The organism is Telluria sp. LT2P80 (genome assembly GCF_059685955.1).
In genome coordinates this window covers 148,040-166,346 of the sequence record NZ_JCASIO010000006.1, presented here as the reverse complement: position 1 = coordinate 166,346, position 18,307 = coordinate 148,040, and the positions used below count along the sequence as shown (strand labels likewise).

At 65.3% G+C, this 18,307-nt stretch carries 12 protein-coding genes; 4 read left to right on the top strand and 8 right to left on the bottom strand.

The window, feature by feature from the left end; all coding sequences use genetic code 11:
• Positions 1 to 5 precede the first annotated feature (5 nt).
• From AC56LW_RS16615 to AC56LW_RS16580, 8 genes are all read right to left on the bottom strand, one after another.
• The gene (locus AC56LW_RS16615; protein ID WP_499636139.1) at positions 6 to 1,526 is read right to left on the bottom strand and encodes an ATP-binding protein; all 1,521 of its coding nucleotides are present in this window, start codon (positions 1,524 to 1,526) and stop codon (positions 6 to 8) included.
• The gene (locus AC56LW_RS16610) at positions 1,489 to 2,196 is read right to left on the bottom strand and encodes a response regulator (RefSeq protein WP_332530582.1); all 708 of its coding nucleotides are present in this window, start codon (positions 2,194 to 2,196) and stop codon (positions 1,489 to 1,491) included. The genes AC56LW_RS16615 and AC56LW_RS16610 overlap by 38 nt, the downstream gene beginning before the upstream one ends.
• Complete coding sequence (locus AC56LW_RS16605; protein WP_499636136.1) at positions 2,168 to 3,538, bottom strand: ABC transporter substrate-binding protein; 1,371 nt, start codon at positions 3,536 to 3,538, stop codon at positions 2,168 to 2,170. The genes AC56LW_RS16610 and AC56LW_RS16605 overlap by 29 nt, the downstream gene beginning before the upstream one ends.
• Before the next feature lie 91 nt (positions 3,539 to 3,629).
• Positions 3,630 to 6,197 carry a family 20 glycosylhydrolase gene (locus tag AC56LW_RS16600; RefSeq protein WP_499636133.1) on the bottom strand — a complete coding sequence of 856 codons (2,568 nt, stop codon included), beginning with the start codon at positions 6,195 to 6,197 and terminating at the stop codon, positions 3,630 to 3,632.
• A 36-nt stretch (positions 6,198 to 6,233) separates the two neighbouring features.
• Positions 6,234 to 7,478, bottom strand: a complete 1,245-nt coding sequence (locus AC56LW_RS16595; RefSeq protein WP_499636130.1) for an ABC transporter substrate-binding protein — start codon at positions 7,476 to 7,478, stop codon at positions 6,234 to 6,236.
• Positions 7,479 to 7,491: 13 nt separating this feature from the next.
• A complete protein-coding gene (locus AC56LW_RS16590; RefSeq protein WP_499636127.1) occupies positions 7,492 to 9,201 on the bottom strand; it encodes a hypothetical protein in 1,710 nt (569 codons plus the stop codon).
• A gap of 36 nt (positions 9,202 to 9,237) precedes the next feature.
• Positions 9,238 to 11,892, bottom strand: a complete 2,655-nt coding sequence (locus AC56LW_RS16585) for a TonB-dependent receptor (RefSeq protein WP_332530587.1) — start codon at positions 11,890 to 11,892, stop codon at positions 9,238 to 9,240.
• 77 nt (positions 11,893 to 11,969) lie between these two features.
• The gene (locus tag AC56LW_RS16580; RefSeq protein WP_499636123.1) at positions 11,970 to 13,325 is read right to left on the bottom strand and encodes a sugar MFS transporter; all 1,356 of its coding nucleotides are present in this window, start codon (positions 13,323 to 13,325) and stop codon (positions 11,970 to 11,972) included.
• A 492-nt stretch (positions 13,326 to 13,817) separates the two neighbouring features.
• Here AC56LW_RS16580 and AC56LW_RS16575 point away from each other — a divergent pair, with 492 nt between their 5' ends.
• From AC56LW_RS16575 to AC56LW_RS16560, 4 genes are all read left to right on the top strand, one after another.
• Positions 13,818 to 14,822, top strand: a complete 1,005-nt coding sequence (locus tag AC56LW_RS16575; protein ID WP_499636120.1) for a PEP-CTERM sorting domain-containing protein — start codon at positions 13,818 to 13,820, stop codon at positions 14,820 to 14,822.
• Between the two features lie 307 nt (positions 14,823 to 15,129).
• On the top strand, positions 15,130 to 16,569 hold the full coding sequence (locus tag AC56LW_RS16570; RefSeq protein ID WP_499636117.1) for a methyl-accepting chemotaxis protein: 1,440 nt from the start codon (positions 15,130 to 15,132) through the stop codon (positions 16,567 to 16,569).
• Positions 16,570 to 16,590: 21 nt separating this feature from the next.
• Positions 16,591 to 17,844, top strand: coding sequence for a hypothetical protein (locus AC56LW_RS16565; protein ID WP_499636114.1), 1,254 nt, complete (start codon positions 16,591 to 16,593; stop codon positions 17,842 to 17,844).
• A gap of 2 nt (positions 17,845 to 17,846) precedes the next feature.
• On the top strand, positions 17,847 to 18,293 hold the full coding sequence (locus AC56LW_RS16560) for a type 2 periplasmic-binding domain-containing protein (RefSeq protein ID WP_499636111.1): 447 nt from the start codon (positions 17,847 to 17,849) through the stop codon (positions 18,291 to 18,293).
• The last annotated feature ends 14 nt before the right edge of the window (positions 18,294 to 18,307 follow it).

Sequence of the window (18,307 nt, the reverse complement as noted above, 5' to 3'; positions counted from 1 at the left end):
AAGAGTCAAACGGCCGGCAAGCGTACCACCGCATTCAAACCACCCTCGGGATGGTTCGACAGCACCAGCCGGCCGCCATGCGCCTCGATCACGCCGCGCGCGATACCCAGGCCCAGTCCCATGCCGCCATCATTCTGCTCGCGCCCATGCGCCAGCCGCACATACGGGTCGAACAGGCTGGCAAACGCTTCATCGGGCACGCCGGGCCCGTGGTCGCGCAGGCAGATCAGCACCCAGCCAGGCTCCTGGCGCACGCTGATTTCGGCGCGCGCGCCGTAGAACAGCGCGTTGTCGAGCAGGTTGCCAAGCGCGCGCTTGAGCGCCAGCGGCTTGCCGCGCACCGTCACGCCGGACGGCTGCCAGGCCACTGCGTGCCCCGCCAGTTCGGCGCTGCGCACCATGCGGCCCAGCATCGTATCGAGCTTGATCTCGGTCGGGTTTTCGTGGATGTCGCTGTCCTTCACGCATTGCAGCGCGCCCTTGACCATCATGTCGAGTTCATCGAGGTCTTCCTCGAATTCGTCGCGCAGGGCTTCGTCGTCCAGCAGTTCGGCGCGCAGCTTGAGCCGTGTGATCGGGGTGCGCAGGTCGTGTGAAATCGAGATGAACAGGCGCTCGCGGTCGTCGATATAGCGCCCGATGCGCTCGCGCATCGCGCTGAAGGCGCGCGCGGTGTTGATGAATTCGCGGCTGCCGGTTTCAGGCAGCGGACGCGCCTCGTCGTCATGACCCTGGCCCAGCGCCGACGCGGCATCGGACAACGCGGCCAGCGGCCGCGTGATCGAGCGCACGACGAGCAGACAAAGCAGCAGCACCACGGCCAGCGACAGGATCTGCGGCATCAGGCGATCCCACGCGAACGGGTCGCTGCTGTCGAGGAAATACGGGTTCGGCATCAGCGCCGCCATGTACAGCCAGTTACCGGGCTCGATCTCGGTCTGGATCACGAGGATCGGGGCCGGATCGGGCTTGAGCAGCAGCACATGCTGGACCCAGGCATTGGGCAGGTCGTCCAGGCGCACATCGTGTTCGGCCACCACCAGCCGGTCAGGCCGGGCAAAGGCGAGCCGGAAGCCCGGCGAATGCGGCAGGTCGCTCCTGAGCGTGGCGTCGACGGTGGCAATCACGCTTTGCGCCAGCGGGTGCGGCGCGATCTGCTCGATCGGCACGTAGGCATGATTGAGGTTGACGAAAAAGCGCGTGCCGCCCATTTCACGCAACTGCTGGATGATCAGCAGCCGATAGGCCGGCGGCAGGCTGCGAAAGAAGCGGATTGCGCCGGCCGCGCTGTGCGCCACGTACTGGGCCGACGACTGCGCCTCGACCTGCGATTTGGCGCGCAGCTGGCTGGCCCAGATCGCACTGGCCGCCAGCTGCGTCACCAGCACCCCGGCCACCATCACGAGCGTCAGGCGGCCAAGCAGCGACGCCGGCAACCAGCGCTGCAACGGCTGGTGCAGCACGCGCGCGAGCGGGTTGCTGCTACGGCTAGACACTGGACACGCTGACGTCGGCCGAGAACACATAGCCGGCCCCGCGTACGGTCTTGATCAGCGCCGGCTGCTTGCCGTCGTCGTTCAGCCGCAGGCGCAGGCGGCTGATCTGCACGTCCAGCGAGCGGTCGAGCGGGCCGGCGTCGCGCCCGCGCGTTTCTTCGCACAGCAGGCCACGGTCGAGGATCTTGCCTGGGTGCTCGGTGAAGTATTTGAGCAGCTGGAAATCGAGCCCCGTGAGCGCCACCGGATGGCCGGCGCTGTCGGTCACCGTGCGCTCCATCAGGTCGAGGGTGAAGCCGACAAACCGGTGGTAGCGCACCGACGGCGTCTCGGGCGCGGCGCGGCGCAGGATCGCCTTGATGCGCGCCAGCAGCTCGCGCGGGCTGTAGGGCTTGGCGATGTAGTCGTCGGCGCCCAGCTCGAGGCCGACGATGCGGTCGGTTTCGTCCGAGCTGGCCGTGAGCATGATGATCGGCACGTTCGAGCGCTGGCGCACCTGCTTGCACAGCGCGAAGCCGTCGGTATCGGGCAGCATCACGTCCAGGATCACCATCGACAGCGTCTCGAGGTGCGCATGGAATTCGGCCAGGAAGCTCTCGCCGTTGTGCGACAGGATCACGTCGTACTGGTTTTTCTCCAGATACGTCTTGAGCAGCACGCAGGTCTTTTTATCATCGTCTACGATCAGTATCTTGCGCACCCGGCGTCCCCTGGCTGGTTAAATTGAATAGTCTGAACAAGGCGGCGAGGCGGCGCTGCGCCACCGCCACCGGCACGGCGTCGTCGAGCAGGTAGCGATGCACCTCGGCGATGATGGCGTCGCGGCTGGCTTCGTCGGTTGCCATGCGGTGCACGAGGCTGGGCGCCTGCACGGCCTGGCCGCCGGCGAAGGTCGTCCACGACGCCCGCGCGCAACTGTCCATGCGCGCCGGATCCGCATCGCGCCGCACCGGCACCGCGCCCTTGAGCAGATTGAAGTCGGCCTGGATCGACGGCGACAGCAGCAGGCGCGCCATCTTTTCCTGGGCTTCGCGGTGCCGGTAGTCGCCGGCGAACATCGACAGCGTGTCGACACTGTACAGGTGATACGCACCGGTGCCCGGTGCGCCGACGCAGCCATAGTCCTGGTCGAGCACCATCCGGTGTTCGGCCAGCTCGGGCTTGGCCCAGTCGCCCATGATCATCATGCCGGCCTGGCCGGCGGCGAAGCGGCGCACGACCTCGGTCCAGGGCCGCTCGGCCAGCTGGCCGCCGGCCCAGCCCTTGATCGTGCGCAGGCGCTGCAGCGCGTGCGCGGTGCGCGCATCAAAAGCGGCGGCCGGACTGCGGCGCACGAACAATGCGCGATAGAAGGCCGGCCCGCTTTCGGCCAGCACCAGGTTTTCGAACAACGCCGCCACCTGCCAGGCTTCGCTACTTTGCGCCAGCGGTTGCACGCCCGCGGCCAGCAGGCGCGCGGCGACGGCATCGAATTCGGTCCAGGTGGTGGGCGGCGTGAGCTTGAGCCGGGCGAACAGCGCGCGGTTGTAGAACAGCGTATTGACGCGGTGGATGCCCAGCGGCGCGGCCATCGTGTGCTTGCGGTACTGGATCAGGTTCTGGACCGTGGGGAACAGCACGCCGCGCCAGTTGTCGGCAACGGCCACGTTGTCCAGTTCGAGCAGCAGGCCCATCTCAGCCCATTCGGCGACCGACACGCCGATGATCTGCGTGACTTCGGGCGCGTCGCCGGCCAGCACCCTGCCCTTGAGGACCTTGCCGGCGCCGATGCCGGCGCCACCGGGAATCGCGGCGTCTTCCCACTGCACGCCTTCCTTGCCAAGGCGCTGCGCCAGCAGGTCGGCCGCGCGGCGTTCGCTGGCCGAGGTCCACCAGTGCAGCACCTGCAGGCCGGACGATGGCGCTGCGGACGACGTTGCAGGCGCCGGTGGCACGATCGCCAGCATTGGCGCTGCCGCCTGCACGGCGCCGGGGAAGGCGCAGGCAGAGGCCAGTACGGCAGCAATCCGCAGGCGTCGCCAGTCGCACCAACGCCCTGCCACTTTTCCGATCGACGCTCTCACCCGGTATCCCGCAGAAAACGCTGATTATAGCCCCGTGTTCCGCTACCCAGCAGGCATTTCGGCCACGCCGTCAGCGCCGGTCGATGCGCGCCACCAGTCCCGGCCTGCCATTGCGGTCGAACGCTGCGACCTGCACCAGCCCACGCTCGGTGATCGGCCCGGCCACCGGCCGGCTGCTGGCGCTCGGCGTGCTGCCATCCACGGTATAGCGCAGCGCGATCCCCGGCAATACATGGTTGACCAGGACCTTGTCGCCGTCGAGCAGCAGGCCGGGTGGCGCAATGCGGTACGCCACGCCGGTGCGATCCAGATCGAGCCGCGGCAGCACGCGCTGGCCCAGCGCATTGACAAAGCCCGACCAGGCCGTGCGATGCAGCGCCGCCGCCTTCGTGGCATCGGGCTCGGTGGCCCAGGCCGGATCCGGCGCCCAGGCCCGTTCTGCCACCGCCAGCAGGCGTGGCATGACCAGGTAATCGATGCGGGCCGGGTCGCGCACCGTTTCGGTAAACAAGGTCGCTTCCAGGCCGCGCACGCGGCGCTTGCCGTAATCGGTCAGGCCGTCCTTGCCCACGCGCGCAGCCTCGGTCGCGTTCTTCAGGTAGTCAAACGGGATGAAGTCATACGGGGTCTCAAGTTCGACGTAGTCGCCCCAGTTCACGCCCGGTTCTTCCGGGTTGGCGTTGTGGGCCATGTCCATGTACATCTTGGTCACGGGCGCGAGCACGATGTCATAGCCGGCGTTGGCCAGCCGATAGGCCAGGTCTTCGGCGCCTTCGGTATTGTTCCAGACCCAGGCCAGGAATCCTTTTTGCGTGAAGCGCGGGTTCGGGATCAGCTTGTTCTTGCCATGCAGCGTGGTCTTGCGCGCCGCCAGCTCTTCCCAGCCCGACGTGTAGAGGCCATGCTTGCGCAGCATGCCGTCAACCCGTTCATAGAAATAATCCCACAGGTCGGCTGTCGATTCGAGGTGTTCGCGCGCCATCATGGCGCGGCTGGCCGGGGACTGCTCCCAGGCGCCATTGGGCAATTCGTCGCCGCCCATGTGGATCGTATGCAGCGGCACGCCCGCTTCGCGGTGCAGCTTCACCACTTCGTCCACCACGTGCTGGACGAACGTGAAGCTCGATTCCAGACCCGGATTGAGCACGTGATCGTTGTACAGCTGCGGCGACTTGTAGACCGAGCGATCGGCGAAATCATTGAGCAGGTACTTGGCCGCGTCCTTGTCGCCGGCTGCCTTCAGGCGGTGGTAGCGCGCTTCCATCGCCTGCACGGCGGCGCGCGCGTGGCCCGGCATTTCGAGCTCGGGAATCACTTCGATGTGACGCGCCGCCGCGTAGCGCAGGATCTCGATGTAGTCGGCGCGCGTGTAGTAGCCGCTGCCGCCCGTATCGCGCGGGTCGGGTCCGGAGCCATAGGCCGGCTGCAGGCGCACGCCCGGCCTGGCGCTATGGCCGCGCACGGCGCCGATTGACGTCAGTTCGGGCAGGCCGGCGATCTCGAGGCGCCAGCCTTCGTCCTCGGTCAGGTGGAAGTGGAACTTGTTCATCTTGTAGCGCGCCATCAGGTCGAGCCACTTGAACACGGTTTCCTTGGTGTGGAAGTTGCGCGAGACGTCCAGCATGAAGCCGCGATAGGCAAAGCGCGGCGCATCGACGATCGTCACCTCGGGCACCGACTGCTCGGCGGCGCCAGGCAACGGCAGCAGATCGCGCAGGGTCTGCAGGCCATACGCCACGCCGGCCGGGCTGTTGCCGACGATGGTGATGCCGCTGGCTCGCACTGCAAGGCTGTACGCTTCGGGCGAGGTCTGTCCTTCGACCTTGCCCACGCTCAGGCGCAGCGCCGGCCCGCTGCCCTGCAGCGATGCCGGGAACAGCGAGCGCGCCAGGTCCGCTTCGCCTGCCAGCGCCGCTGATGCGTTCACCACCGGCTTGCCTGTCAGGCGCAGCTTGCCACTGCCCTGCGTCAGTTGCAGGGGCGTCGGCAGCACAAGGGGCACGGCGCTCGCCGGCAGCAGGTCGGCACGCTGGTTGCTGCGATACGTATCGGCTGCGGTGACCACGGGCCGGGCACCCATGTCGCCCTTGTCGAGCTGCTCGGGCCGCGTCACCGGCAGCAGCGCAAAATCGGTGATCGCCACGCCGACCTCGGGCTGCGCGTCGTACACCAGATAGGGCCCGATGGGCGCCCGCGCCATCTTGATGATCACCTGCGGGTGGTAGTAATCAATGTCGAGCGACTGCCCCGGCGCCAGGCCCGCGAAGTTTGCTTGCGGGCGCAGGCGGTACAGATTGCCGGCGACCTGCTCCATGCGCAGATTGCCTCCCACCGCGCCCTGCACGACGCCATCCATGCTGTTGAAGTACAGCGTCCAGCCCTTGGCTGGCAGGCGCTGGCTGTCGTTGTTGGTCAGGGTCATGCGCGCCTTGGCGCGGCCTTCCGGCATCTGCGGCGTGTACTCGTTGCGCAGCAATTCCCAGCGCATCTGCAGCCGGGCGCCGCTGGCGACGCCTTCCATGCTGGCTGCAGCAGATGCTGCGAGCGGCGTGGGTGGTGCGGCGGCCATGCCGGCCAGCGGCGCAGCCAGAAGCAGCGATGCCAGGGCGCAGCGTCGAACCAGGTGTGTGGTATCCAAGAGTGTCTCCAATCCAGCCAAAAATGGGTTCGTCGTTCAGGGTTGCGGGGGCTTGTACCACCGGTCGAAATCACGTTGCAGCCTGGCGGCCGCAGGTTCGGGCGCCAGCGTCCCTTTCAGCACGTCGGCGTTGACGCGCCATAGCACGCTTTCCATGCTGGGTTGTCCGCGATGCAGCACTTGCGCATTCAGGCGCACGGTCGACGCGCAGCTGTTGCGCCACTCGACCATCTGCTTGGCGACCGGATCGCGCATCGCAATCAGGTGATTCGACAGCGTGAAAAAGCCGGTCAGCCGGTTGCTGTAGATGTCAGCAAATTCCTGCGAGCCAACCCAGGCCAGGAACTTGAAGGCATCCTGCTTGTTCTTCGATGCGCGGTTCACGCCCAGCCCCAGGTCCATGTGGTCCGAGATGAAGCAGGCATCGCCCCGCCGCTTCACCGGCGCGGCAAACACGCCCAGCTCCAGGCCGGGCGCGCTGCTGAAACGCGCGATATCCCAGGACCCGGCCGGATAGATCGCGGCGCGACCCGTGGCGAACATCGCCTGGCTCTGGCCATAGGTTTGCGTTGCGGCGCTGGCGGGCAGATAGGCGCCCATGCGCGCACCGAAGCGCAGCGCCTCGACGAACGGCGGATCAGTCAGGCGCGCGCGCCCGTCGGCCAGCGCCTTCTGGCCGGCTTCGCCGCGCCAGAAATTCGGCCCGATATTGGTAAATACCAGCTGGCTCGCTTCCCAGCCATCGGCCATGCCGAGCGCCAGCGGCGCGACGCCGTTCTTCTTCAGCACATCGAGCACGCGAAAGAATTCATCCACGGTGCGCGGCGCCTGCAGGTCGTATTTTCTGAAGATCGCCTTGTTGTACATGAAGCCGTGGATCACCGACGCCACCGGCATGCAGAAGGCTTCCTTGCCGCCGGCCGTCTGCCAGGCCACCATCGCGCCCGGCTCGAAATACTGCATCCCGGGCTTGCCATCGAGGCGCTCCAGGTGCCCCTGCGCGTACAGGGTCAGGGATGCGTCGAACGGGCGGCATGCAACCAGGTCACCGGCGCTGCCGTCGGCCAGGCGCGCCGCGAGGCGGCCATCGTAGTCGGTCGGCGCGGTCGGCGCGAACTTGACGTCGATGCCGGGATGGCTGCGCTGGAACGCGGGGATCAGCACCTTTTCCCACAGCGCCTTGTCGTCCACGCGCCAGCTCTCGATCACGAGCGTGCCGGCGTGCGCGAGCGGCGCCGCAAGGGTCAATAGTGCGCACAGCATCCATCCGGCAAAGTGCATCGACCTGCCCTTCTCAGTAGTGCGCGTACGGATTCTTGTTCCGGTTCGCGTAGTACAGCCAGGCGGTGCCTGCCACGCTGCCCGAACTGGTGAAGTCCGCATTGGTATTGCGCGTTGCGTACGGCATGCTGCCCAGCTTGTCGACCATGTAGTTCAGCGACTCGAGCATCTGGCTGGCCCCGTTCCCCGCACACTGCATGGTGGGTGCGCCCTGGCGCATCGCCATGATCGCACCCAGGCTGCCCTCACTCCAGACAAACGGCGCACTTGACGGCACGTTGTCGTAGATGACGTCGTAGAAGCCGACGATGCCAGTCACATTGCGCGACGGGTAGTCCAGGCGGCCGCCGACATTGAAATAGTCGCACATCCCCGGCAGTGCAGCGGCGAAGTTCTGTCCGGCGCTGCCGACGTTCCCCAGCGCCAGTACCGACCACGAATAGGTGTCGAGATAGCGCTCGCCCGTATTCAGGGTGCCGGTATTGGCGTCGTAGCCACCCAAAAAGCGCGTGCCGTTCCACAGGCTTTCCGCCATCTGCCGCAACTGCGTGGCGGCGGTCAGGTATTGGCTGCCGCCATTGAGCGCGTGGTACTGGTGCAGGCTGGCGTAGGCGTCGAGCTGGTGCTCCAGCGCGAAGATGCCGGTGCGGCCCGCCACGTAGTTGGTCGGTGCGAAGCGCAAGCCGCTGCGGCCCACGCCATTGATCGTCACGGCCACGGTTTCTGCGCGCAGGTAGTCGTGCAGGCGGGTCGACATGGCCAGGTACTTCGTGCTGCCAAAGGCTTTCTGGTAGGCGTTGAGCGCCATGCCGAACCAGGCGTTGGCGCCGGCGATGCGCATGTCCACGCCAGGATTGGCGTCGGCGCCATCGACCAGATAGGCAAACACCCAGGCGCCGGACGCCGACTGCGACCTGGCCAGCGCGTTGATGATCTGCTCGGCGCTGGCCTGCTCGCCGGCCAGGCTGAAGGCGATCACGGCCAGCGCCTGGTCGTACAGGAAGGCCGAGTCCATGTCGTGGAAGCTGCGGATCAGGCGCCCCGCGCCATACGGCCCGCCAGTGACCTGCGGCGTATTCATCATGCGCTGCAATGCGGCGATCTGCGCGTTGGCGGATGTTGCCGGCGCCGGGAAATAAGCGGCGGTGTAGGCCGTGACCGCCGCCGGATCGACTGGCAGCGACAGCTTGGTCGTGCCCGTGATCTGGCCGCTGCAAAAGCCGCCGGCCGCATTGCAGTTGGGGCCCGAGAGCGGATCGTACGATGCCGGATGCAGCACCAGCACGGCGCGGTCGGCGCTGCCCACCGAACGTGGCAGGGTCAGCGTGAACGTGCCGTCGGCGTTGATGACGGCGCTTGCATCGGCCTGGTAATAGAACACGTCGTGGTGGACGAACACGCCGATACGATAGTTCTGCACGCTCCCCGCCGGCAGCGTGTGCGCGCCCCGGAAGACGGTCTGCGTGGCCGACTGCGTCAGTTGCGAGACGCCGAACGCCACCGCCGGGGCACTGGCGAGCGGCGGTTCGTTGTACGGAAAATCCCACCCCGACCAGAGCGGCCACGGTGACGCGGCGGCCACGGCGACAGGCACCGCCGACAACTGCCGCGACATACCTGCCTGCACGCCATCATCGGCGGCGTTACCGCCACAACCGGCCAGCACCAGCGCCGTCGCTACCGCCGTTGCCACACCACCCCGACCATTGTTCGCATCACGCATCGCATTCTCCTGAAGGACACACTGCTGACATTTGCTTTACCAGTCGACACCCACGCGCACACCGAACATGCGCGGCTCGTTGTACTGGCCTATGACGTACCCAGGGTCGACGATGCGCGCATTGTTTTTGGCAAGCACGTCGTTCAGGTTGTTCACATACACCTCGGCGCGCCAGTTGCCGCTCGGTGCCGTCAAGCGCAGCGACGCGTCATACGTTGCGTAGGCGTTCTGCTGGTTGCCGACCTTGGGGTTGTCCAGGTTCTGGATGCTGAAGTACATCTTGTCCTGCCAGCGCGCCGACAGGCGTGGCGTGAGTTCGTAGTCGCCGGCCAGCATGAAGCGCTGCGAGACTTCGATCCGCGCCGAGTTGCGCGGCGCGTTCGGCAAATCATTACCCACCACGTTCGCCGGGAAGCGGCCGACCAGCGCCTGGTTCGGGCCCGTGTAGCGCACGCACGGCTCCACGCCGTAAGTGGCGCGGAATGGCCCGCACGGTACGTCACGCCAGGTCTGCGTGTAATCCGGGTACGACACCACCTTGGCGCGCAGGTGCGAGTACTGGAAATTGACTTCGGCGCCGGCCCATGGGCGGTATTTGCCTTCCAGTTCCAGGCCCGAGATCTTCGCTTCGGCCGCATTCGTGGTGCCGTACAACACCGCCGAATCGCACGATGGATTGGCGGCGGTGCACGGGATCGCCGGGATGATCTTGCCCATCTCGACCGCGCCGGTCATCTGCATGTCCTTGTAGCGGCTGTGGAAGGCGGTGGCCGAGAACGACAGGCGGTTGTCCAGCATGCGGCCCTTGTAGCCGACCTCGAAGTTGGTCAGCGTTTCAGGCTTCCATGGCAGGAAGGTGTAGTGCGGGCCCGGCTCACGGTCGGCGCAGTTGCCGCCCAGGCCGCGTGCGCAGATATTCTGCTTGTCGCTGAAGCCGCCGGCCTTGTAGCCGGTCGAGAGCGAACCGAACACGAAGTCGTCCGGCGTGACCTGGTAGCTCAGGCCCAGGCGCCAGGTGAACTTGTTCCACGAATCGCGGTTGCTGCTGATGTCGGGCGTGATGCCGGCCATGCCGGCCACGCCGTAGTACGAACCCATGCCGGGTTTGAGGTCGCTGCTGTTGAAGAAGCGGCCCGGGATCGGCGTGTACTGGCCCTGGAAGTACGAGTACGGATCGCCCGTGGTGCCCGAATCGTAGAACTTGCCGTTCTTGTCTTCGCGCTCGTCGCGCGTCATGCGCCCGCCGACCGTCAGGTTCCATTTCGGCGCGAAGGCCCAGTCGACTTGGCCGAAGGCGGCCATCGATTCGGACTGGCGGTCGGTCTGGTCGTACAGCGCGTAATACGGCGCGCCCGGTGCGTTGACCATCGCCGAGATCGAGTCTTCGCCGAACTCGATCGCGTTCTTTTCGTGCATCCAGAACAGGCCGGTGACGTAGCGCAGATTGCCCTGCTCGCCGCGCAGCTGCAGTTCCTGGACCGTGGTCTTGAACTTGGACGAATTGGTAAAGCCGGCTGAATCGTTGACGAAGCCGCCGTAGATATTGATGTCTTCGGCCAGCGGCTGGTAGCCCGAGTCGCCGTCGCGGATCTGGCGCCGGTTCTGCTCCGAGTACGACACGTTGTATTCGACGGTCGTGTGGTCGTTCACGCTCCAGGTCAGGCGGTTGCGGAAGGTGTCAATGTTCCAGTCGAGTTCACCCGGCCGGTTGATCTTGACGTCCCACTGCCCGCCCGGACAGGCGTGGGCCGTGCCGGCCGCCATCGTGCAATCCTTGAGCGCGATGTCGCCGGCGCCCTTGTTGGTATAGCGCTCGTAGGCGCCGAGCCATTCGAGATCGTTGCGGATCTTCCAGCGGCCCTGCAGGCGCGCCGCCCATTCGTCCTTGTTGCCATAGGCATCGCTGGCGCCGACCTTGCGGTTGTAGCGCTGGTCGACATCGGGAATGACGTTGCCGGCCGCATCGCGCGCCGGCGTCACGCCGAATTCCGGAAAGTTCGCCGCGTAGAAATCCTGCTCCTGGTTCAGGTAGCTGTCGCGCTTGATGACCATCATCGTGGCACGCATCGCGAAGGTGTCGCTGACCGGGATGTTCTGCACGGCCGTCACCTGGCGCAGGTTGTAGCGCCCGAGCGTGAGGCCAGCATTGCCTTCGGTCGAATTGAACTGCGGCTTGTTCGGGATGATGTTGATGCTGCCGCCCGTCGCATTGCGGCCAAACAGCGTGCCCTGCGGGCCGCGCAGCACTTCGACCTGCTCCAGGTCGAACAGCAGCGCCAGCGCCGATTGCGGGCGCGGCGTGTAGATACCGTCGACGTTCAGGCTGACCGCCGGATTGCCGATCTCGGTGAAGTCGTTGCTGCTCACGCCGCGCACCGAAATCTTCACGCCCGAGCTGCCATCGGTCGCACTGCCCAGCTGCAGGTTGGGCACTTCACCACTCAGGCCGCGCACGTCGGTGATGCCCTTGCGGGTCAGTTCTTCCTGGCCGACGGCGGTCACCGACACCGGCGTGCGCAACAGCGACGTCGAATGGCGGGTGGCCGTCACCCGCACCTCGGCGATCGCTTCACCGGTGTTTTGGCGGGGCGTTGGCGCCTGTGCAGCGTCCTGCGCCAGGGCCGGCATGGCGATGCAGGCGCTGGCGACAGCCGCGCTGATCAGCGTTTTATGTGGTTTCAGTAGAGACATCCGGTGCTCCTGGTATGAAATGAAAAACGATGGACCGCGCAGCAGCGCCGTGCGGACAAGTCCTGGTGGGGTGGAAATCAGGGTCGGGCGGATGCGCCCGGACTGCGCCAGCGGCGGATCTTGTGGCCGTAGGCTGCGTACCAGAGGATCAGGCCGTAGCACGGCAGCAGCATCCAGTAAGCGCCGCGCGAGGTATTCAGATCGGCCAGGTGGCCGTACAGCAGCGGCAGCACTGCGCCGCCGGAGATCGCCATGACCAGCAGCGCCGAGCCGCTTGCCGTGTAGCGGCCCAGGCCCTGCAGCGCCAGCGGCCAGATGGCCGGCCACACCATGGCGTTGGCCAGGCCCAGCAACGCCAGGTACATGACGGTGTCGGGCACCGTCGGCACGCCGGCCCAGCCAATCAATGCCTGCGAGACGCCGCTGTCGGTGGGCGAGCCGGTGGCCACGCCGACCGTCAGCAGCAGGCCGGCCACGGCCGACAGCAGCAAGGCGCGCTGCTGCGACAGGTAGCGCGGAATCGCGACCACGCCGATCAGGTAACCGAGCACCATGCACATCATCGTGTACGACGTCAGCACGCCGAAGTTGGCCACGTTCAGTTCATGCCCATACAGGCCGATGGTGTCGCCGGCGATGACTTCCACGCCAACGTAGGCAAACAGCGCCATGGCGCCCAGCACCAGTTGCGGGAACTGCAGCACGCCGGTGCGCTCGACACCTGCCTCGGGCGTGTCGGCCTCGGGTTCGATATCGCGCAGGTTCGAAAAATGGATGAACACCATGATCACGAACAGCACCGCGGCCATGCAGACATACGGCAGCACCAGGCGCTCGGACAGGCCGGCCCGCGCGGCGCTGCGGGCAACAGGGTCGAGCGCTTCGAGCGCCGTGTGCGAGAAGCTGTCGATGTCGGCCAGCATCAGCGTGGAGAACACCAGTGGCACCACCACCCCGGCACCCTTGTTGAACAGACCCATGATGCTGATGCGCATGGCGGCGCTCTCACGCGGGCCAAGGCAGACGATATACGGATTGATCGCGGTCTGCATCAGCGTCATGCCGCTGGCAAGTGTGAACAGCGCCACCAGGAACAATTCGTAACGCGCACTTTGCGCGGCCGGGATGAACAGCAGCGCGCCCACACACATGATGCCCAGACCGATTGTCATACCTTTCTTGTAGCCGGTGCGTACCAGCACCGCAGCCGATGGCAGGGCCATGGCCGTGTAGGCGATGTAGAAAGCGAAGGTCACCCACAGGGCCTGGAAGTTGTTCAGGCCGCAGACGATCTTCAAAAAGGGAACCAGCGAGCCATTGAGCCAGGTGACGAACCCCAGAATGAAAAACAGCAGGCCGACGAATGCCATGCCGAGGACAACGTCGCGCCTGGAATTGCCGGCCACCGGCGCGCTGGCGAGGGTCACAGCCATGCTGTGCTACCTGCGTCAATGGCGGCCAACAGCGCGCACGACAAGCGGTGCGGGAGCGTTTTGAACTGTTGCATGAATGTCCTCGTGTTATCGATGATTCATGCTAGCAGCGGTGCCAGCGGGCGACTACCTACCGCCAAGAAACACATAACCTCATGATTTCATTGAATTGTTGGTTGCTCACCGACGGCTGTTGCTCACACTTCTTTACAAACGGGGCCTGATCACACCTCCAGGCGCGAGAAATGCGCAGCGCTTGCTTGCTTGCTTGCAAAACTTTACAAAACGACGCGAGAAATTACAGGAGTGTGACGTCAGCGCCACATGAAGGCGGTTTCGCCGATTGCGACGTGCGATGTCGGCATGCTTTACACCGTAGCCGCGCTGTATGCAGCATTAATCTATAACTGACTGATTATTCAGTAATATTCGTCGTCGGCATGCGACTTGCTTAATTTTGAACACCAACTAAAAAACATACTGGAGACTTCGATGACCATTCCTTGCAGCCTGCGCCGTTCCGGCACGGCACTCTTCGCCGCATTCGCACTGGGCGGCCTGGCCGTGCCCGCATCCGCCACGACGATCCTCTTCGTCGGTAACAGCTTCACCTATGGCGATCCTGCTGGCGCCAAGCCGCCCCTCGTGCAGAACTACCGCCCCGATACCGTGACCGACCTGAACGGTCTGGGCATCGGTGGCGTACCGGCGCTGTTCAAGGCCATGACGATGCAGGCCGGCCTGGATTATCAGGTGAGCCTGGAGACCGAGCCCGGTTCGGGCCTGGATTTTCACTACAAGAACCGCTTCAACACGATCGTGAAACCGTTCGACATGGTGCTGCTGCAAAGCTACAGCACGCTCGACGGCGCCAAGCCCGGCAACCCGGAAACGCTGATCCGCTATTCCGGCCTGCTGGCCAATGCGTTTCGAGAACAGAATCCGGATGTCGACGTGCGCCTGACGTCGACCTGGTCGCGCGCCGACCTGACGTACCAGAATGCCAATAGCCCGTGGTTTGGGAAATCGATCTACGCAATGGCGCAGGACGTGCGCGCCGGCTACGATGCCGCCGATTCGGCCTCAAGCATCATCAGTGGCGTGATCCCCGTGGGCCAGGCCTGGAGCCAGGCCATCGCAGGCGGCCTGGCCGATGCCAACCCGTACGACGGCATTGGCGCCGGCCAGATCAACCTGTGGGCGCCGGACTCCTACCACGGCAGCAACTACGGCTACTACCTGGAAGCGCTGACCATCTTCGGCAACGTCACCGGCCTCGATCCACGCTCGCTGGGCGCGGACGATTACGTCGCGCGCGACCTCGGCATCGATGTGGCGACTGCGCTGGCCCTGCAAGGCTTTGCTGCCGCGCAGCTGGACGCGGAAGAAGTGCCCGAGCCCGGCATGCTGGCCATGTTCGCGACTGTCGGTGGCTTGCTGGTCGCCGTGCGCCGCCGTCGTGGCAATGCCAAGGCACGCCACGGCGCAGCCGCGTAGCACCTGATTACGACACTGGCTGCCATGTCTGTACGAATTGCCATAACTTCTGGCTGATTTGCACGATGTGGCAGTCAGGCATGTCAATACTGCAGGTTCTGCCAAATTTCCGTTTGGAAATTACTCACACTTTCTCACTTTTCTCATCAAATTTACCGATCTCCGGTCTGCCAGTAGATACAAGAATGGCAAGAAGGCACACGATCCGACAGACTTTTAGCAGGGAAAGATATTGAACGTCGCCAACAGTTTCTCTGAATCTATATTTTTCAGGTTAAATGGTGAAAAATCACTATGCGAGACTTTGATGCCGACCCAACCCAACCTGCTGCCTGTCTACCGCCATGCCGACCGCTTGCTGATCATCGTGCTATGGGCGATGCTGGGCTTTTCGCTGGCATTGGCCGGCATGCACGACACCATGAAATGGTCGCTTTTCGTCGGCCTGCCGATCGTGGCCATCGCGAGCAGCGTCACGTTCCTGGCCAGCGGCACGCTCACGAGCCGGCTGGTCAATGCCGGCGCGCTGATGGCCATGTGCGCGCTGCACATCCATCAAGGTAACGGCCGGGAAGAACTGCACTTCGGGATCTTTGTCTCGCTGGCGATCCTGCTCTGCTACCGCGACTGGCGCGTGATTCTGTTCGCGGCAGGCCTGACCGCTGTGCACCACTTCAGCTTCAACTACCTGCAAGAGCTCGGCTACGGCGTCATTTGCCTGACCCGGCCGGGACTGGCGATCGTCTTCATCCACGCCGGCTACGTCATCGTCGAAACGATGGTGCTGTGCTACATCGCGCTGGTGCTGCAACGCGAAGCGCTGCGCTCGGCCGAACTGCGCGCCAGCGTGTCGATGCTGCAGGCCCAGCACGGGATCATCGACCTGCGCTCGCTGGCGCCGGTCACCAGCAGCAGCGGCCGCGCCCTGCGCGATGTGCTGCACACGCTGCAGACGGCGATTGGCCAGGTACGCGACACGGTCGAGACAACACGCGGCGCCGCCAGCGACATTGCCGAAGGCAGCGCGCTGCTGTTCGAACACTCGCGGGACCAGACCGAGGCCTTCGGCCGCGCCGCCGCCTCCATCGACGAACTGGGCGACATCATCCGCGCCAATGCGGAGCACGCCCGGCAAGCCAATGCGCTTGCCACGCAGGCATCGGGGATTGCCGTCCTCGGCGGGCGCCAGGTCGGCGCGGTCGTCGAGCGCATGGGCCTGATCGACACGTCGTCGCGCCAGATCGCCGAGATCACCGCCGTCATCGACGGCATCGCGTTCCAGACCAACATCCTGGCTCTCAACGCTGCGGTGGAAGCCGCCCGTGCCGGCGAACAGGGACGCGGTTTCGCCGTCGTCGCTGCCGAAGTGCGCCAACTGGCCCAGCGCTCGGGCGCCGCCGCCCGCGAAATCAAGGGCCTGATCGAGGAATCGGTGCGCCAGGTCAGCGCCGGCAGCGCGCTGGCCCAGGAAGCCGGGCGCACGATGGACAACATCGTGCAAAGCGTGACCGACGTGACTGGCATGGTCGGCCGGATCAGCGCGGCTGGCGACGATCAGGCCGTGCGTGTGGAGGCGGTGGCCGACGCCATCGGCGCCATGGACAGGTCCTTGCAGCACAATACGCAGATGGTCAGCAAGACCGCGGCCGCGGCCGATTCGCTGCAGCAGCGGGCTCATGGCCTGGCGCAGATCGTGCGCATCTTCCGGCTCGACCCGCCAGGCACGGCCCAGATGGGATTATCCTGAGCGCAGTACAATGACGACGTCATGAAATTCATGTTGACTACCCAGGCGGCGCGTGGCGTCGTCCCCGTCGCCCTGCTGCTCTGCCTATTGGCCTGGCCGCAGGGCGATGCGCGCGCGCAGGCAACGTGGAAGATGACCGGGTTCGGCACCGTCGCCGCCGTCCATGCCACGCAAGACTATGGCGACTACACGGTCAACCCCAACTCGCCTGGCCAGGCGGGCTACTCCAAAGCGTGGGCCTTCGACGTCGATAGCCGCGCCGGTGCGCAGCTTGATGTCCGGTTCGACAAGCGCTGGTCGGCCGTGGTCCAGGCAACGCAGGAAAAGAGCATCGAGAATTCCTACAAGACCTACCTTACCTGGGCCAACGTGAAGTTTCAGGCAACGCCGGAGCTGTCGCTGCGCGCCGGGCGCATTGCACTGCCGCTGTTCCTGGCCGCTGACTATCGCAAGGTGGGCTACGCCCTGCCCTGGATGCGCGCGCCCGTCGAACTGTACAGCCTGATACCGATTTCCTACAGCGACGGCGTCGACGCCTCGTACCGCTGGCATACCGGGCAGGTCAAGCACGAGACCACGCTCTCGCTCGGCCATGCGGCCGCGCGCCTGAACAAGGACCTCACCGGCAAGGCCCGCAACATCGTCGGCCTCACCGAGAGTGCGACCGCCGGCGCACTGACCGTGCGCTTCACGGCGGCCCAGGCGCTGTTGGTGGTGCCGGGTGCGGAAGCGTTGTTCGACGGCCTGCGCGCCTTCGGCCCGCCGGGCGAGGCGCTGGCAGACCGCTACGATATCGCCAAGCGCCATGTGCGCGTGTTCAGCGCCGGCTTCAACTACGATCCGGGCAACTGGTTCATCACCGGCGAGAGCGGGCGCATCAACACCAGCTCGCTGCTGGGCGATCAGACTGCCTCGTATCTGTCTGCCGGCCGGCGCTTCGGCAATGTCGCGCCCTATGTCACCTACGCGCGCCTGGTCGCCAACCTCGCCACGCAGACAGCCGGGCTGCCGCTGGACGACTTGCCGCCCGAAGCGGCGGCGCTGGCGGGCTTGTTGAACAATGCATTGAATGACCAGCTGCGCCAGATTGGCGTGCAGGACACGGCCAGCGTCGGCGTGCGCTGGGACGTCGCGCCGAACATTGCACTCAAAGGGCAGTTTGACCGCGTCAAGCCGCGCGGCGGCTCGATCGGCACCCTGATCAATGTCCAGCCGGGGTTCCGTTCCGGCCAGGCGTTCAACGTCATCAGCCTTGGCATGGACGTCGTTTTCTGACCATGATGAACCGTTCTCTTTCCACACTGCTGCTGTCGATGTGCCTGGGTCCCGCACTTGCGCTGGCACCCAACGCTGCCTCGGGAGCAGAGCTGGCCGTGATCGTCTCGGCGCGCAGCAACATCAGTATGCTCAGTGCCGACCAGGTCGCCGAGATCTTTCTGTTCCAGACCAATCGTTTCCCGAACGGCAGCGAAGTGGTTCCTATCGATCAGGATCTGGGTTCGCCGCTACGTGACGAGTTCTACAGCAAGGTCACGAACCGCACCCCGGCGCTCGTGAAAGCGCACTGGGCCAGACTGATCTTTACTGGCCGCGGTCAGCCACCGGCCGAGGTCGATGGCAACGCCGCCATGCGCAGAATGATCGCCGAGAACCCGGGAATGATCGGTTATGTCGAGCGCACGGCACTGGATCCCAGCGTGCGCGCGGTGCTGATCGTACGCTGACAGGCGTTGCTGCC

Excerpts from the sequence above, each read along its gene's own strand:
- AC56LW_RS16590 (WP_499636127.1), bottom strand. The coding sequence starts at position 9,201 with ATGCGTGATGCGAACAATGGTCGGGGTGGTGTGGCAACGGCGGTAGCG.
- AC56LW_RS16565 (WP_499636114.1), top strand. The coding sequence starts at position 16,591 with ATGAAATTCATGTTGACTACCCAGGCGGCGCGTGGCGTCGTCCCCGTC.
- AC56LW_RS16585 (WP_332530587.1), bottom strand. The coding sequence starts at position 11,892 with ATGTCTCTACTGAAACCACATAAAACGCTGATCAGCGCGGCTGTCGCC.
- AC56LW_RS16580 (WP_499636123.1), bottom strand. The coding sequence starts at position 13,325 with ATGGCTGTGACCCTCGCCAGCGCGCCGGTGGCCGGCAATTCCAGGCGC.
- AC56LW_RS16570 (WP_499636117.1), top strand. The coding sequence starts at position 15,130 with ATGCCGACCCAACCCAACCTGCTGCCTGTCTACCGCCATGCCGACCGC.
- AC56LW_RS16560 (WP_499636111.1), top strand. The coding sequence starts at position 17,847 with ATGATGAACCGTTCTCTTTCCACACTGCTGCTGTCGATGTGCCTGGGT.
- AC56LW_RS16575 (WP_499636120.1), top strand. The coding sequence starts at position 13,818 with ATGACCATTCCTTGCAGCCTGCGCCGTTCCGGCACGGCACTCTTCGCC.
- AC56LW_RS16595 (WP_499636130.1), bottom strand. The coding sequence starts at position 7,478 with ATGCACTTTGCCGGATGGATGCTGTGCGCACTATTGACCCTTGCGGCG.
- AC56LW_RS16615 (WP_499636139.1), bottom strand. The coding sequence starts at position 1,526 with ATGTGTTCTCGGCCGACGTCAGCGTGTCCAGTGTCTAGCCGTAGCAGC.